Annotated in this window: 11 protein-coding genes; 9 read left to right on the top strand and 2 right to left on the bottom strand. The window is 68.1% G+C overall.

From position 1 onward, the window contains the following. Positions 1 to 98: 98 nt before the first annotated feature. Entirely contained in the window at positions 99 to 3020 is a 2922-nt protein-coding gene (locus tag BLU38_RS08230; protein WP_091522786.1) for a DUF2961 domain-containing protein, read from the top strand. 44 nt (positions 3021 to 3064) lie between these two features. Next, complete coding sequence (locus BLU38_RS08225; RefSeq protein ID WP_197680042.1) at positions 3065 to 4219, top strand: M20 family metallopeptidase; 1155 nt, start codon at positions 3065 to 3067, stop codon at positions 4217 to 4219. Here the strand turns inward: BLU38_RS08225 and BLU38_RS08220 are convergent, their stop codons facing one another. Continuing rightward, positions 4220 to 5533, bottom strand: a complete 1314-nt coding sequence (locus BLU38_RS08220) for an MFS transporter (protein ID WP_157683300.1) — start codon at positions 5531 to 5533, stop codon at positions 4220 to 4222. Positions 5534 to 5777: 244 nt separating this feature from the next. Here BLU38_RS08220 and BLU38_RS08215 point away from each other — a divergent pair, with 244 nt between their 5' ends. Together BLU38_RS08215 and BLU38_RS08210 are read left to right on the top strand one after the other, a co-directional pair. Beyond that, positions 5778 to 7433, top strand: coding sequence for an amidohydrolase family protein (locus tag BLU38_RS08215; protein ID WP_091522778.1), 1656 nt, complete (start codon positions 5778 to 5780; stop codon positions 7431 to 7433). Positions 7434 to 7589: 156 nt separating this feature from the next. After that, complete coding sequence (locus BLU38_RS08210; protein ID WP_091522774.1) at positions 7590 to 9218, top strand: PucR family transcriptional regulator; 1629 nt, start codon at positions 7590 to 7592, stop codon at positions 9216 to 9218. Between the two features lie 28 nt (positions 9219 to 9246). Here the strand turns inward: BLU38_RS08210 and BLU38_RS08205 are convergent, their stop codons facing one another. Beyond that, complete coding sequence (locus tag BLU38_RS08205; RefSeq protein WP_157683299.1) at positions 9247 to 10218, bottom strand: helix-turn-helix transcriptional regulator; 972 nt, start codon at positions 10216 to 10218, stop codon at positions 9247 to 9249. A 114-nt stretch (positions 10219 to 10332) separates the two neighbouring features. Here BLU38_RS08205 and BLU38_RS08200 point away from each other — a divergent pair, with 114 nt between their 5' ends. From BLU38_RS08200 to BLU38_RS08180, 5 genes are all read left to right on the top strand, one after another. Continuing rightward, positions 10333 to 11061, top strand: a complete 729-nt coding sequence (locus BLU38_RS08200) for a VOC family protein (protein ID WP_091522767.1) — start codon at positions 10333 to 10335, stop codon at positions 11059 to 11061. Between the two features lie 120 nt (positions 11062 to 11181). Then, positions 11182 to 13194, top strand: a complete 2013-nt coding sequence (locus tag BLU38_RS08195) for a S9 family peptidase (RefSeq protein ID WP_091522764.1) — start codon at positions 11182 to 11184, stop codon at positions 13192 to 13194. Then, complete coding sequence (locus BLU38_RS08190; protein WP_091522760.1) at positions 13175 to 14164, top strand: GNAT family N-acetyltransferase; 990 nt, start codon at positions 13175 to 13177, stop codon at positions 14162 to 14164. The genes BLU38_RS08195 and BLU38_RS08190 overlap by 20 nt, the downstream gene beginning before the upstream one ends. Before the next feature lie 7 nt (positions 14165 to 14171). Further along, positions 14172 to 15299, top strand: coding sequence for an o-succinylbenzoate synthase (menC, locus tag BLU38_RS08185; protein ID WP_091522757.1), 1128 nt, complete (start codon positions 14172 to 14174; stop codon positions 15297 to 15299). A gap of 458 nt (positions 15300 to 15757) precedes the next feature. Then, on the top strand, positions 15758 to 16303 hold the full coding sequence (locus tag BLU38_RS08180; RefSeq protein ID WP_231920378.1) for an AAA family ATPase: 546 nt from the start codon (positions 15758 to 15760) through the stop codon (positions 16301 to 16303). The last annotated feature ends 63 nt before the right edge of the window (positions 16304 to 16366 follow it).

The following is a 16366-nucleotide window of genomic DNA, read 5'->3' as shown; positions in this document are numbered from 1 at the left end:
ACTCTCGCCTGCTGGACACACGATTCATGTCTTGACAGCTGATTCCCGGTGCTGTTCGATCACTCGAAATCGATTTCATCAAATTCAGGAGCAGTTCAGTGTCGAACTCGGTCCGCACTCTGCGGGTGCTCGTTGCCCTCACGGTGGCAGTCAGCTGCCTGATCGCACCCGGTGTCGTCCCGGCCGCCGGGTCACCGCCGGCTCAGCCGACGCCGACCTCCTCTACCCACGCGACCGGTGGCCGGACGACCCAGGTCGCTGCCGACCAGCCGGCCGTCGGGTGGGACAGCTATCGCCATCTCGACCGACTCGCCGAGATCGGCAGCGACACCCGATCGCGGCAGTTCTCCAGTTTTGATCGGAGTGACGGCAACGACGACGGCTTCGACGGCACCTACTCCTGCCTGCGGACCGACGACGGCTGCGTGATCGCCGAACGGTCCGGCGCCGGTGAGATCAGCTCGATCTGGTTCACCCGGGACGGCGGTGACGTTTCCAACACCGGCAACATCACGATCGAACTCGATGGCACGGTGGTGCTGGATGCGCCGCTGCAGGACGTCGTCGACGGCAAGCTCGGTGCGCCGTTCAGTCAACCGCTGGTCGCCAACGCTGATCAGAGTTCCGGCGGTGTCTACATCAAGGTGCCGATGCCCTATCGGACCTCGATGAAGATCACGACCACGCACAACCCGCTCTTCTATCACGTCACCTATCGCGACTTCTCCAGCGCCGTCGGTGTCACGACCTTCGATCCCGATGATCAAGCCCTGGACGTGATCAAGAAACTGCGGGCCGCCGGCACCGCCGATCCGAAGCCGGCGCAGCCCGACACCGAGACGATCAGCACGTCGGTCGATCTTGCTGCCGGACGTTCGCAGGTGCTTGCGCGGTCACACGGCCCCGGTGCCGTCACCGCGCTGAAGCTGCGACTGCCGCAACTCGCGCAGACCAAGATCGATCGGGCCCGTCGGGCGCCCGCCCGACCGACGGATTCGAGCATCGACCCCCGCAAGGCACGCTGGCTACGCCCCGACCCGATCACTGCTCAGCAGACCGACGCGACCAAGATCACCGATCAGATCCTGGCCGGCGCCAGGATCCGGGTGACCGTCGACGGGCAGCGGACCGTGGACGCGCCGCTGGGCGAATTCTTCGGCACCGGGCTCGGCCTCTACGACGTCCGATCACTGATGTTCGGCGTCGACGCGCAGACCAAGACCCTGCAGGCGTGGTGGTTGATGCCGTACGCCGGCAACGTCAAGATCGAACTGGCCAACCGATCCGAGGCCAGCATCGAGAACGCGACCGCAGCGGTCACAGTCTCCGACAACGCCGCCTGGAAACAGCGCCTGCGCAACCACCAGGTCGGCTACTTCCAGGCCACCAGCAATCGTGAGCAGACTCCGTTCGACCAAGATCATCTCTTCCTGCACACCCAAGGCACCGGTCGAGTGGTCGGTGTCTCGCAGACCGTCGAGGGCCTGATCCCGGACGGCAACCTGCGCAACTACCTGGAAGGCGACGAACGGGTCTTCGTGGACGGCTCGGCGAGCCCGGACTGGCACGGCACCGGGACCGAGGACTTCTACGAGGGTGGCTGGTACTTCAACCGGGGCACCTTCAACGCACCGATGAACGGCAACCCCGCCCACGAGGAGGCCGGCGGCGGCTGCCGATATGACTGCACCAGTCTGTATCGGCTGATGGTGTCGGAGGCGATCGACTTCGACAGCTCGATCAGATTCGGCATCGAACACGGGCCCGGCAACGACGCCGACGCGATCGAGGGATCGACGACCTACTGGTACGGCCAGGACGGCGGCCGGCTGCGCTGGACCGACTCGGTCGACCTCGGCGACGCTCGCAGTGAACGGGCTCACGACTACCGGCCGACCGCACCGGACGACTCGGTGTTCCAGCAGACCAGCCGGTACGAGGGGATCGACGGGCCCGACGAACCGATCACCCTGGACGGCAGGACGGCGACCGGGCCGATCAGCTTCCGGCTCACGATCACCCGATCCAACACCGGAGTCCTGCTGCGCCGGATCTCCGATCAATCCCGGCCCTATCAACGGGCAGACGTCCGGATCGACGGCAGGGCCGCCGGGACCTGGCTGCAGCCACTGGGTAATGATCATGATCGCTGGCTCGACGATGCGTTCGCGATCCCGCCGGACCTGACCCGGGGCAAGTCCTCGATCAGCGTCCAGCTGACACCCTCCGACCAGGCACCCGGCTGGCAGGCGGCGAGTTACCAAGCCCTGTCCAAGATCACCGACGCAACCGATCGTCGGGCACCGGGACGGATCAACGGTCCGGTGGCGACACCGGACGAATTCACCGGCATCACCCTCGGCTGGCAGCCGGCCACCGACGACGTCTACGCGCCGCACTACCAGGTGTTCGCGTCGACGACGGCCGGCTTCACCCCGTCGGAGGAAACGCTGGTCGGAACGACCCGGGGCAACGGATTCACCCACCTCGGACTCGATGTCGATCAGACCTGGCACTACCGGGTGCGGGCGGTCGATGACGCCGGGCACACCGGCCCCTTCTCCGCCGAGATCGAAGCCACCACCGGGCGGACCCTGCGGATCGAAGCCGAATCCCTGATCGCCGACGCGACCGCGACCGCACCGGTCCAGCTGCAGGGCAACTGTTGCGGGCTCACCTGGTCCGGCGATGCGCAGCTGTGGTTCACCCCGGACGCGGCCGACAACACGGTCACGATGCGATTCGAGCTCGGCACCGCCGGCCGATACCGGCTGTCCGGGCTGCAGACGATGGCCGCCGACTACGGCATCAACACCCTGACCCTGGACGGGAAACAGCTGGGCGAGGCCTTCGACGCCTATCACACGCCCGGAGTCGTACTGAGTGATCCGATCGACTACGGCGAACGAGAACTCGCGGCCGGGCAGCACACGCTCGAACTGCGGGTGACCGGCCGCAACGACGCTGCGACCAGCTACATGGCCGGGCTGGACTACCTGCAACTGCAACGCCAGCCGTGACGTAGCCTGCCGGGCAGGATCTTCGAACACGGAAGGACAGCCGGGTGACTGAGTTGCTGGCACGCGCCGAGGGGCGATTCGACGAGTTGATCAAGGACATCGAGGCGTTGGTCCGCCTGGAGTCACCCTCGGACGATCTCGAGGCGGTCGGTCGCAGCGCCGATCTGGTGGCCGAGATCGGTGAACGCTACCTGGGCTCGGCACCGGAACGGGTGGAGGTCGACGGCCGGCCGCACCTGGTCTGGCGGCTCGGTGACGGTCCACGCCGGGTGATCGTGCTGGCCCACCATGACACCGTGTGGCCGATCGGTTCCTGGGGTCCGGATCCGTGGTCCTTCACCGATGGTGTGATCCGGGGTCCGGGCTGCTTCGACATGATCACCGGGATCGTGCAGGCCCTGCTCGGGATGCGGTTGTTGATCGAGGACGGGGTGTCCCTGGACGGCGTCACCCTGTTGGTCACCGCCGATGAGGAGGTCGGGTCGAAGACCTCCCGGTCGCTGATCGAGAGCGAGGCGGCCGGCTGTCGGGCCGCGTTCGTGCTGGAGGCGTCGGGGCCCGGCGGTGCGCTCAAGATCGAACGCAAGGGCACCTCGGACTACCAGATCAACATCAACGGTCGAGCCGCACACGCAGGTCTCGAGCCGGAGAAGGGGATCAACGCCGGCGTCGAACTGGCCCACCAGCTGCTGGCGATCAACGAGCTGGGTGACTCGGACCTCGGCACCACGGTGACACCCACCGTCCTGTCGGCCGGCACCACTACCAACACCGTGCCGGCGAAGGCGATGATCAAGGTCGACTGCCGGGTCCGGTCGGCCGCCGAACAACAGCGGGTGGATCACGACATGCACGCCCTGCAGGCGGTCCTGCCCGGAGCGGAGTTGATCATCGAAGGCGGACCGAACCGTCCGCCGTTGCCCGCTTCCGCGGCCACTGCGCTGTTCGACCGGGCCCAACAACTCGCCACCGACGCCGGCCTCGACCCGCTGCAGTCGATGGCGGTCGGCGGAGCCTCCGACGGCAACTTCACCGCCGGGATCGGCGTCCCGACCCTGGACGGACTGGGCGCGGTCGGCGGCGGTGCGCACGCCGACGACGAGCACGTCGAGGCCGACAAGATCCCTGCCCGTACGGCGCTGCTGGCGTTGCTGATCAAGGACCAGCTCGTGTCCCGCGGGACACTGGACCAGCAGTAGTCAGCGTCGGACTCCGGTGGGCGTCGGCTGCGCGACGTCGGAGTAACCGCCCTCCAGCCGCCAGTTGCGACGCAGCCGACCGGCCAGGTGGACCGGGGTCTGCGGCACGACCAAGGCCATCACCAGCGTCAGCAGCGCACCCGCGACCGGGAACATGAAGGCGGCGGTGTAGCTGAATCGGTCGACGAGGAAACCCATCACCACCGGCGCCAGCACGCCGGCCATCTGCCCGCCGAAATTGATGGTGCCGGACGCCGACCCGGTGAAGCGACCGTTCAGGGTCTTCAACGGCACCGACATCACCGGCATGAACGACAGCCCGAAGCAGCCGATCCCGACGCACTCCCAGATCACGAACGCGGTCAGCGAGTCCGACAGCGCCATCATCAACAGCGCGGCTCCGCCGACCGCCATCGCCGGTGCCACGACCAGCCGAGGACGACCGCCGAGCCGGTCGGTCAGCCGGCCGCCGATCATGGTCGTGATGCCACCGATGGTCGGCGGGATGGCGAGCAGGATCGCCGAGCCGCTGATGCTCAGGCCGCGGACCTCGGACAGATAGGACGGCATCCAGGTGTTGATGCCCCAGCCGATGATGTCGAGCCCGAAGAACATCACCACGTACAGGTAGATCGCCGGGCTGGCCAGGATCGCCCAGACCGGACCCTTCCGTTGCCGCGAGGTGTACTGCGCCGGATCGGTACGCGGTCGGTCGCTGTTGCCGGGCGGTGCGGTCGCGAGGTCGGGATGGTTGCGTCCGGGCAGCCAGATCAACAGCACCGCGAGCATCACCAGACCGGCGATCGCCGAGAAGCCGAAGCTGAGCCGCCAGCCGATCGCGGCGACCAGCGGAACCGCGACCAGCGGAGCGACGGCGGAGCCGAAGTTGTTGGAGCTCAGCATGATGCCGTTGGCGAGCATCCGCTCATGCGGCTTGGTCCGTTCGGTGATCGCCTTGATCGACGCGCCGGGGAAGATCCCCTCACCGATCCCGAACAGGCCGCGGATCACCAGCATCGCCGCGAATCCCCAGGCGACGGCGGTCAGGCCGGTGAACAGCGACCAGATGATCATCGCCGCGGCGATCATGAACCTGGTGCCGAAGCGGTCGGCGAGGATCCCGCCCGGCAGCTGGGAGAACGCGTAGGCGAAGAAGAACGCCGAGATGATCAAGCCCTGTTGGGTGTGGTCGAGGTGGAAGGCGGCGCCGACATGGGGGAGTGCGATGGTCATGATCAGCCGGTCGAAGTAGTCGATCAGCCAGGTGACGAACAGCAGTCCGGTGGTGACCTTGGCGACCCGCGACATCCGCATCCCTGCTGGTCCTGCAGGCGGGGGTGGTCCGGCAGCACCGGTCGGTCCGGCATCGGTGGGCGACATCTGACCTCGGCTCATGATCGGCCGGAGTTGCGGTGCAGCTCTGGCGGCGTGTTCGAGTTCCACCCACTGTCGTTGACCGGGGCCCGAGCCCGCCTTGTACGGACGACCAAAGTCTGCCGGCCGGAATTGGGCGGACGGATGGTTCCCGTGCTCGGCCCGCTGCACCGATGATGGGCCGATGACTCTCCCCGACGGCGGCCAATCTCCCGACGCTCTCCGATCCGGGACCGGCGGGGGCTCCTGGGACGGTGAACGGTCGGGACGTGGCCTGTCGGAACGTGAACCGTTCGATCTGTTGGTGACCGGCGGACGGGTGATCGATCCGGCGTCCGGCCGGGACGAGATCGCCGCCGTCGGCATCCGGGCAGGCAGCATCGCCTACGTCGGGCCCGTGCCGGACCGCGCGGCGGCGTACAGCCGCCGTACGATCGACGCGACTGGCCAGGTGGTCGCACCGGGCTTCATCGATCTGCACAGCCACGCGCAGACGATCAGCGGCGGCAGGCTGCAGGCGTTGGACGGCGTGACGACCGCGCTGGAACTGGAGGGTGGCGCGTTGCCGGTGGCCGACCACTACCGCTACGCCGAAGATCAGGGACGCGTGATCAACTTCGGCATGTCGGCGTCCTGGTCATCGGCCCGGATGTGCGTCCTGGACCAGGCTCCCGCGGTCCGGCCGCAGGATGATCCGCGGTTCCGGCTGCCGCTCGCCATGTTCGACCAGTTCCAGAACGGCCCCCGGTGGCAGTCGGCCGCCGACGACGCTCAGGAGAGCAAGATCGTCGGCCTGGTGGAACGTCAGATCGCCGCTGGCGCGATCGGCATCGGGGTGTTGCAGGGCTATGCGCCGGGATCGCGGCTGAGCGAGCAACACCTGCTGGGCAGGCTCGCCGAGCAGGTCGGGCAGCCCCTCTTCGTGCACGCCCGCTCGATGGCACCCGCCGGACCCGGCAACGCGGTCGACGCGGCACACGAGCTGATCGACACCGCGGAGCTGACCGGCGCCCACGTCCACCTGTGCCACCTGAACTCGACCTCCGGACGGCGGGCGGACCGGGTCACCACCGACTGGGCGACCGCGCAGCGGTCGGGCCTCCGGCTGACGGCCGAGGCCTATCCGTTCCATGCCGGCTCGACAGTGATCGGTGCAGCCTTCCTTGATCCCGAGGTGCTGGCCAGGGACGGGATCTCCACCCGATCGGTGATCTACCTCGCTACCGGCGAACGGGTCGCCGACGCCGACCGGCTGCTCGAGCTGCGGGAGACCGACCCCGGCGCGCTGTGCATCCTGGAGACCTTTGATCTTGATGATCCTCAGCAACTCGCGCTGCTGCTCACCGCGGTCACCTTCGGCGATGCGGCGATCGCCTCCGATGCGATGCCGTTGACCTACACCGGTCCGGCACCAAGATCGGGCACCGATCACTCCGAACGCGCGCTCGCCGCACTCACCGGTGACGTCTGGCCACTGCCCGACGGGCTGATCGCGCACCTGCGGACCAGCGGATGTTTCGCCCGTGCGTTGCGCTGGCTGGTGCGCGATCTCGGCGTGCTGGATCTGGTCGAGGTGATCCGCCGCTGCACCATCCTGCCGGCGACCATCCTGGCAGCGGCCGCACCCGCGATGCAGCGGAAGGGCAGGCTGTCGGTCGGTGCCGACGCCGACCTGACGATCTTCGATCCCGATCGGGTGCAGCCGGCCGGGGACTACACCCGGCTGGCGCCGTCGATCGGTTTCAGCCACGTGATCGTCGCCGGCACCCCGGTCGTCGACGGCGGCGATTTGGTCCCCGACGCGTTCCCCGGGCGCGCGATCCGAGGCTCGGCCGGCTGACCCCACCCCACCCGCCGACCCGCCATTTTCTCCCCGACACGCCCGGCGTGTCGGGGAGAAAATGGCGGGTCGGCGGGTGTGGGCATCCCAACTGGCGAAGAAGGGCGCCATGCTCCGCCGCAGAGTACGGTGCGAGACAGCGGGAGGAGGCGAACCTTGTTCGGTGAGACGTCAACGACGATCGAGCAGTTGCTCGACAGCCTGGGCTTCACCCTGATCAGGGCGGTCGACGACGCGGTCGACCTGCGTGCCCCGGTGGCGACCATCGGCATCCATGATCCGCTGGAACCGTTGCCGGTCGCGGCCGGCGAGCTGATCTTCGGAGCCGGAGTCACCGATGACGAATCCGCGTCGACCTTGATCAAGAACGCGGCTGCTGCCGGAGCAGCCGGCGTCGTCCTGCGCGATCAGCTGACCACCGGCAGCGCGGTCCGGGAGGCGGTCCGGTCCACCCGGCTGCCGGTGCTGGATCTCGTCCGCGGGGCGTCCTGGCTGCAGTTGGCCTCCATGATCGAATCCCAGTTGACCGCCGCCGGCGCGGGTGATCGCGGATTCGGTGCGGCGGGGGCCGATCTGTTCGAGCTGGCCAATACGATCGCCGCATTGGTCGGCGGGCCGGTGACGATCGAGGATCTGTCGTCTCGGATCCTGGCCTATTCCTCCGATCAGCAGGAAGCCGATCTGGCCCGGCAGCAGACCGTGCTCGGTCAACAGGTACCGGCCGGTTATTCCGAGCGGCTCAGCCAGGACGGCGTCTTCTCCCGGATCTACGGCACCGACGGGCCGGTGTACGTGGCATCGCTGGGGCCCGAGGTGCTGCCGCGGGTGGCGATCCGGCTGGCGGCCGGCGGTGAGATCCTCGGATCGATCTGGGCGGTGGCGGCAGAAACCGATGCCGAGGACGGACCGCTCACCGAGCAGCAGCGGCTCGGCCTGGTCGAGGCGGCCGGCGTGGTGGCGTTGTCGATCATGCGCAATCGGATGAGCACCGAGTCGGCTCGGCGGCAGCGCGCCGAGGAAGTGATCACACTGCTCGAGGGCGGACCGCAGGCCGTACAGGCCGCCCGCCGAGCAGGCTTTCCGGACGGTCCGGCGTGCGTCCTCGCCTTCGGCGTCGATGATCAGAGCGGCGACGCGCAACGCGGGGTGGACCGGCTGGCGGGCTCGCTGCAGATGTACCTCGCTGCGGCTCATCCGTCGGTCCGCACCGCCGTACTGGGCGATGTGGTGTACGCCGTCCAGCCGTTGTCGGAGGATCGCGGACTGCAGGCGGCGGTCCAGCTGGCCGAGGACTTCGTACGCCGCAGCGCAACGTTCGCTTCCAGCCCGCTGGTCGGGATCGGTCGGTCCGCCGAGGATGTGGAGACCCTGGCCTGCTCCCGGCGCGATGCCGACGCGACCCTGCGGGTGCTCGCCGAGGACCGGCAACGGCCACGGACCCGACGGCTGGCGACCGCCGATCAGGTGCAGGCGGCCATCCTGTTGATCAAGGTTCGTGATCATCTGACCGAGTCGGACGACCTGGACACCGGTCCGCTGGCGGCGTTGCTCGCCTACGATGCCGCGCACGATGCCGGTCTGGTCGAGACCCTGCGGGCCTGGCTGGAATCGTTCGGTGATGTCAACGGGGCGTCGGCCGAACTGCACATCCACAAGAACACGTTCCGCTACCGGCTCCGTCGGCTCAGTGAGATCGCCGACCTTGACCTGGCCGATCCCGACACCCGACTCGGTCTGATGCTGCAGTTGCGGCTTGTCGGCGATGCCGCGACGGCCACGGGCTGAGAGATGACTTCCGGTCACCCCGGCACCGTCACCACTGCGGTGCGTGGGCGGCGATCAGCCGATGCCCGATCCGGACCAGCTCGGCGCGGACCGACGCCGGTTCGAGCAGCTGGACGCCGTCGCCGAGACGGATCAGTTCACAAGCCGCCTCGTGGACCGAGGTGAAGGTGGCCCGGAACACGCGCGCCGATCCTGGTTCGGTGTCGACCGGCTGTAGCCGGGCGTCTTCGGGCAACGCCGAGGCGACCCGGCCGACAGCCTCCGATCGGACCCGGAAGGTCACCTCCACCCGTGTTCGCCAGCAAGGCACCTGGCGGCGGTTGACGTCCTCCCAGGCACGGACGAGATCGAAGCCGTCCGGCCGCTCGACCGGCTCGCGGGTGGCGACGGTGCTGCTGACCCGGGACACCCGGAAGGTCCGCAGGTCGGCGTCCACACCGGCGACCAGATACCAACTCCCGTTCTTGCAGACGAGTCCGTACGGGTGAACCCGGCGGACCGTCGGTTCGGTCGCCGGCGGGGCGTAGCCGAGATCGACCCGAACACCGGCGACAACGGCGGCCCGCAACGCCGACAATGCGGCAGGCACCGGCTGCGCCGGACGTCCCCACCGGGTCGGATCGATGTGGATGGCCTGCCGGGTCCGGTCGGCCTGCTCGCGGGTGGTGGCCGGGAGAGCGGCGAGCAGCTTGCGGACGGCCGAGGTCACGCCCTCCTCCATCCCGAGGCCGGCCAGCAGCTCCGGACCGGTGACGAGGAAGAGCGCCTGTGCCTCCTCGGTGGTCAGCGCCGACAGGTTGATCGCGGGACCGTCGAGCAATGCCCATCCGCCGCCGCGGCCGCGCTCGGAATACAGCGGGAGACCGGAGAGCAGCAGGGTGTCGAGGTCCCGGCGGATCGTCCGCTCGGACACGTCGAGGCGGCGCGCCAGCTCTGGCGCGGTCAGTCGTCGGTGTGCCTGCAGCAGCAGTGCGATACCCACCAGACGCTCGGCTCGCATGATCGCCAAATTAGCAACAGAACAGGACAGACAGCTGTCCGGTTTTGTTGGCTACGGTCGAAGAAACGTCCAGCAGGATCCGACGGCAGACTCATCATCGAGAGGGAGACCACTATGACCACCCAGGTGCTGACCGGGCAGCAGATCGGAGCGGCCGAGCTCGACGGCTGGACCCTGCTGCTGTCCTACGGGCAAGGCGGACTACAGACCCGCATTCACACCGAAGGCTTCAGCCAAGGGCTCGAGCTGGTGGCGTCCATCGGGCGAGCAGCCGAGGAGCTGAACCATCGGGCAGAACTCGATCTGCGCCCGTTCCTGATCGACGTCAGACTGTCCAGCCGGGATGACGGCGGTGTCACCGAGACCGATCTGACGCTGGCCGGCCGGGTGACCGAGATCGTCACTGCTGCGGGCGCCGAACTCGAGTGCGGCAGCATCACCAGGATCGAGCTCGGCCTGGACACACCCGGCTACGACAAGATCGCGCCGTTCTGGGCGGCGGTGTTGGACTCCGAGCACGTGATCGGCACTGACGACTGGGGTGATGTCGGCGATATCCGCACCGGTCTGCCGATGCTCTGGTTCCGGACCGACCCCGACGCGTCGTCCCGACGGGTCTGGCATCCTCACCTCTGGGTCGACCCGGCGCAGGTCCGGCCCCGCATCGACGCCGCACTGGCCGCCGGCGGCAGCCTGATCAGTGATCACGGCGCACCGTCGGTCTGGGTACTGTCCGATCCCGACGGCAACCACGTCTACCTGTGCACCTGGCAACCAGGGGACAGCATGCTGTGCGATTCGCAGTACCGCCCCGGAGGGCCGAATTGGGTGGATCACACCTGAGGCCGCTGCACCGAGCCGCCGGCCGAACCGATCCCGGCCGGCCGTTGCACGAATCGAGGACCGGAAGTTTGGCCGATCGGCCAACGGTCCGGCGGTCCGGGGTAGGGCAGGCTGAGGTGCATGGAGGCCGCACCCGACACCGGTTGGATCGACACCCTGTATCGGATCGAGATCCCGACCGGCCCGACGATCAACCCGGACGGAACGATCGCCGTGTACGTCCGGCAACGATCGGACCGGACCTCGGACAGCATCACCGGTCGACTGCACGCGGTCGGCCCGGAGCTCGCCGACCGCCCGATCACCGACGGCCCGTACGACTCCGCACCGGTCTGCTCGCCGGACGGCAGCACGATCGCCTTCCTGCGAAAGATCGACGACGTGCCACAGCTGTGTACGGTCGCGGTCACCGGCGGCGAGGTCAGCGTGCTGACCGATCGTGCCCTCGGGGCCGGACCACCGGTCTGGACGCCGGACGGTTCCATGATCGTCTTCGTCGCACAGACCCGGGCCGAAGCTGACGTCGAGACGGGTGATGACGGGGCTGGTGCCGGCGAGACTGGTAGCGGCGGGGCTGGTGTTGGCGAGGCGGAATCGGCGCCGATCGTCGCCGACGACCTGCTGTTCAAGGCCGACGGCATCGGTCGCTTCGGCACCAGGCGCCAGCATCTGCATGCTGTCGAGCTCGACTCCCGCACCGTCCGGCAGTTGACGGCGGGGGACTGGCACGCCGGACAGCCCGCGGTGTCGCCGAGCGGGACCATGATCGCCTTCACAGCCCGGCTCGACGCCGGGTCCGATCGCGCAATGACCTCCTCGGCCTACCGCATCCCCGTCAGCGGCGGCGTACCGACCCGGATCGGCACCAGTCGGCATGTCAGCGGACCGCTGCTCTGGCTCGAGGACAACAGCGGTGTCGTCGCGGTCGGACGACAGGACGCCGAGATCGGTAACGCGCGACTGTTGACCCTCCGGCTGGACGGCGCTCCGGACCGCGACCTCACCGGCCACCTCGACCGCAACATCATGCCCGGCGGTTCGGCTGCCTATCCGGGCGCGCCCCCGGCTCTCACCAGCACCGGCGAGATCGCCTTCTGCATCAGGGATCGGGGCTGGACCCACCTGTATCGGATGCCGGTCGGGGGAGGACGCGCGCAGCCGGTCGTCGCCGGTGATCAACAGCGCGTCGACGCAGTCGCGGTCGCCGCGGCTGCGCCGGTCGCAGCGGTGATCATCACCGACGACGCGTCCTACGGCGAGGTGGCCTTCGTCCGGCTGGACGAGCCGTCGCTGCGGATCGCGACGAGCATCAGTGCCGATCTGCTGGACGACCGCCGACCCCTGGCCCAGCAGCAGCGGGAGTTCATGATCAGTGACGGTCGTCGGGTGCACGGCTGGTTGTTGCGTGCCCCGAACACCAACGGACCGGCCCCGTTGTTGCTCGACGTCCACGGCGGCCCGCACAACGCCTGGACGGGGGTCGCGGACGCGACCCATCTCTACCAGCAGGAACTGGCCCGACGCGGCTGGAATGTGTTGACCCTCAACCCGCGCGGCTCGGACGGCTACGGTGAGGACTTTCTGCGTGCCGTTGTCGGTGGCTGGGGTGTCGCCGACCAGGCCGACTTCCTGGAGCCGATCGACCGATTGATCAGCGAAGGACTGGTCGACGAGGACCGGGTCGCGATCACCGGCTACAGCTACGGCGGCTTCACCAGTTGTCATCTGACGGCCCACACCGATCGGTTCGCCGCGGCCGTCGCCGGCGGGCTGGTCTGCGACCTGAACGCCCAGCTCGGGGCCTCCGATCTCGGCGTCGAACTGACGCGCGCGTTCGGACGGACCGACCCGGTCACCGAGCAGCACGATCTGGCGGCGGGATCACCGATCACCGCTGTCGGTCAGGTCAGCACGCCGACGCTGGTGTTGCACGGCGAACAAGATCACCGTTGCCCGGTCAATCAGGGTGAGCGTTGGTTCGGTGCGCTCCGGTTGCAGCAGGTCCCCACCCGGCTGGTGGTCTACCCCGGTGCCGCCCACGGCTTCTTGATCAACGGTCGGCCGTCGCATCGGGTCGACTACGGGCGGCGGTTGTTGGACTGGTTGGATCGCTATGTCCCGACCCTTCCGTGACGGCTCGACGGCTGCTCCGATGATCACCGGGCGACCAGCCGACCTCGCCGACGGTGTGCGCGCCGCCCAACGGACGGCCGGCCTGGCTGCACAGCGGTCCGGCGTCCGGATCTCGTTACTGCGCAGCAAATCCGAGGCAGCGGCGTTGGTCGGATTGCTGGCTCGGATCTGGGGTGTGCCCGATGATCACGCACCGGTCGACCCGTCCATCGTCGCCGCGATGATGCACGGTCAGGGCTATGTCAGCGGCGCCTATGCCGGATCAGAACTGGTCGCCGGCAGCATCGGCTTCGTCACCGGTGACGGCCTGGACACCCTGCATTCCCACGTCACCGGCGTCCTCGGCGGTCGAGCCGGGGCCGGCGTCGGCACCGCGATCAAACACCACCAGCGAGCCTGGGCCGTCGAGCACGGCCTGACGTCGATCACCTGGACCTTCGACCCGCTGATCGCCCGCAACGCCCGATTCAACCTGCACCGGCTCGGTGCCCGACTGGAGGAATACCTGGTCGACTTCTACGGGCCGATGAACGACGACCGCAACCGGGGTCAACCGTCCGATCGGGCCTTCACCCGTTGGGATCTCGACGATGCCGGCACCCCGCCGACGTCGTCCGCTGCCTGCGGAAGGACTGATGCCAGCACCGTGCTGGACATCGTTCGAGGTGGTCCGACGATCGACGATCGGGCTCTGGCGACGGCTCTGCGACACGACGTCGGCCTGGTGGAGTTGATCATCCCGGCCGACATCGAAGCGGTCCGATCCCGTGCACCCGAGCTGGCGATGAGCTGGCGAATCGCGTTGCGCGACACTCTCCGGCCACTGCTCGCCGCGGGTTGGCGGGTCGCCGCCTTCCTGGCGTCCTCCCGGACCGATGCCGTCGACCCGGACAACGACGTCGGGTGCTACCGACTGATCCGCACCACCTCCACCGACAACGACTCGACAACGACTGCCGACAAGGACTGATGCTGCGATGAAGATCGACGAGTTGCTGCTGCACACCGTCTCGATGCCGTTGGTGGCACCGTTCACCACCTCGTTCGGCACCCAGACCGAACGCATCGCCGTCATCCTCGAACTGCGAGCCCGCGATGATCATGGCGATCCGGTCACCGGCTGGGGTGAGTGCGTCGCGATGGCCGAGCCGCTCTACTCCAGCGAGTACGCCGCCGGCGCCCGCCGGGTGATCGGCGACTTCCTGCTGCCGATCCTGGCAGCCGCCGAACACCTGACCGCAGAGACCGTCGACCATCTGCTCAAGCCGATCGTCGGACACCGGATGGCCAAGGCCGCGGTGGAGATGGCCGTCCTTGATGCTCAACTGCGCAGTCGTGACCTCCGGTTCGCCGACTACCTGGGAGCGGTCCGCGACTCCGTACCGTCCGGGGTCAGCATCGGCATCCAGCCGAGCATTGATCAACTCCTGGATACCGTCCAGGGCTATCTCGATCAGGGCTACGTGCGGATCAAGCTGAAGATCGAACCCGGGCGCGACATCGCGCCAGTCCGCGCGGTCCGGGAGCGGTTCGGCGATGACCTGCTGCTCCAGGTCGATGCCAACGCGGCCTACACCTTGGTCGACGCCCCGCTGTTGCGACGGCTGGACGACTTCAACCTGCTGCTGATCGAACAGCCACTCGGCGAGGAGGATCTCCGCCAGCACGCCGAGCTGGCCCGGCAGATGCGGACGCCGATGTGTCTGGACGAATCGATCGTCTCCGCCGAGGCCGCCGCCGACGCGATCACCCTCGGTGCGGCTGCCGTGATCAACATCAAGCCCGGCAGAGTCGGTGGCTACCTGGAAGCCCGCAAGATCCACGACCTGGCCCGCGCCCACGGCATCGCGGTCTGGTGCGGCGGCATGATCGAGACCGGCATCGGTCGGGCAGCCAACGCCGCTCTGGCTGCGCTGCCCGGTTTCACCCTGCCCGGCGACATCTCCGCCTCCGACCGCTTCTACCGCACCGACATCACCGAGCCGATCACGATCGACAACGGCTCCGTCACGGTACCGACCGGCCCGGGCCTGTGCTCGGAGCCGATCCGCGACGCGTTGGCCGAGTTCACCGTCGACTCCACCCGTATCCCGATCGACCGGTAGGCACAGCAGCCTCGTGCGATGACCGTCGGCGAGATCGGCCGAAGACGGACAGATTGTCGTCGGAGTTCTGTGACGACGCACCGGACGGCACCGACCGTGCCCTCCAACGGCTTGCGGGCAGGTTACGCGAGTGCGACAGGTGTCGATCCGGCTGTAGCGTCCGACCGTGCACAACGACGATGCCATCCTCTCGGACTCAACACGAGTGCTTGACCTCCGAGCCACTCTGCCGAGGGCAGACCGACCCGACGACGCGGTCGATGACCTGTGCTTCACCCCGGAGATGGTTGCCGGGGTGGGCCAGCGGCATCGGCTGGGGAACTGACCCAGGTGGGCGTCAGGGCCAGCAACGCGGGAGTTGTCGGGTCACTGATCATGAGCACACCGCTCCGACGCTCGATCGTCTCCGGCAGCGGGATCCGTGGTCAGCCCCAGCCGATAACGTGTCCAAGGTGAGCATGGAATCGTCTTCGCTGGCATTCGTTCTGCTGGTCGGACCACAGGCGTCCGGTAAGAGCACGATCGCGCGCGCACTCGCGGCGGAGTTGCGTCGCGAAGGCGAGCGGGTGGCTCTGGTCGAGCTTGATCAGATTGCCGAGATGGCTCGTCCGACCCTTCCGAGCTGGGACACCGCGTCCCGCATCTTTGCGATGGTCGCTGGGGAGTGGGCTCGTGATGACCTGACGTGCGTCATTGCCGAGGGGATATCGAGTCAGGATGAGGTGTCGATCTTGCTCGAGCAGGTACCTGAGGCCGCCGCGATGATCACTGTGGCCATGACGACTCCGCTCGAGGCCGCGCTGCCACGGGCACAGGCAGACCCGTCCCGCAGTACGTCTCCGTCTCGCGATCGCTACTGGCTTGCCGAGCGTTATCAGGAATGGTCGCTGGAGAAGGACCGGATCGGAGCTGATGTGCTCCTCGACGCGAGTGCGATGCCGCTGGATCAGAGCGTGCGCAAGCTCATCGCGGACATCCGGTCTGCTCGCGCATCTCACGGGTGATTGCACGGCGCTCGTCACCCGACGGACTCACCAATCGCCGGCTACGCGCGTCGGGCGGGGTCC

The sequence above is a fragment of the Microlunatus soli genome (assembly GCF_900105385.1).
Lineage (GTDB): Bacteria > Actinomycetota > Actinomycetes > Propionibacteriales > Propionibacteriaceae > Microlunatus > Microlunatus soli.
Note: the sequence above shows the minus strand (reverse complement) of the source record. Positions and strands in the feature narration are given on the sequence as shown.

Coding starts and splice junctions, on each gene's coding strand:
- BLU38_RS08215 (WP_091522778.1), top strand. CDS start 5,778: ATGACTCTCCCCGACGGCGGCCAATCTCCCGACGCTCTCCGATCCGGG.
- BLU38_RS08195 (WP_091522764.1), top strand. CDS start 11,182: ATGGAGGCCGCACCCGACACCGGTTGGATCGACACCCTGTATCGGATC.
- BLU38_RS08205 (WP_157683299.1), bottom strand. CDS start 10,218: ATGCGAGCCGAGCGTCTGGTGGGTATCGCACTGCTGCTGCAGGCACAC.
- BLU38_RS08200 (WP_091522767.1), top strand. CDS start 10,333: ATGACCACCCAGGTGCTGACCGGGCAGCAGATCGGAGCGGCCGAGCTC.
- menC (WP_091522757.1), top strand. CDS start 14,172: ATGAAGATCGACGAGTTGCTGCTGCACACCGTCTCGATGCCGTTGGTG.
- BLU38_RS08220 (WP_157683300.1), bottom strand. CDS start 5,533: ATGCGGATGTCGCGGGTCGCCAAGGTCACCACCGGACTGCTGTTCGTC.
- BLU38_RS08180 (WP_231920378.1), top strand. CDS start 15,758: ATGGAATCGTCTTCGCTGGCATTCGTTCTGCTGGTCGGACCACAGGCG.
- BLU38_RS08190 (WP_091522760.1), top strand. CDS start 13,175: ATGTCCCGACCCTTCCGTGACGGCTCGACGGCTGCTCCGATGATCACC.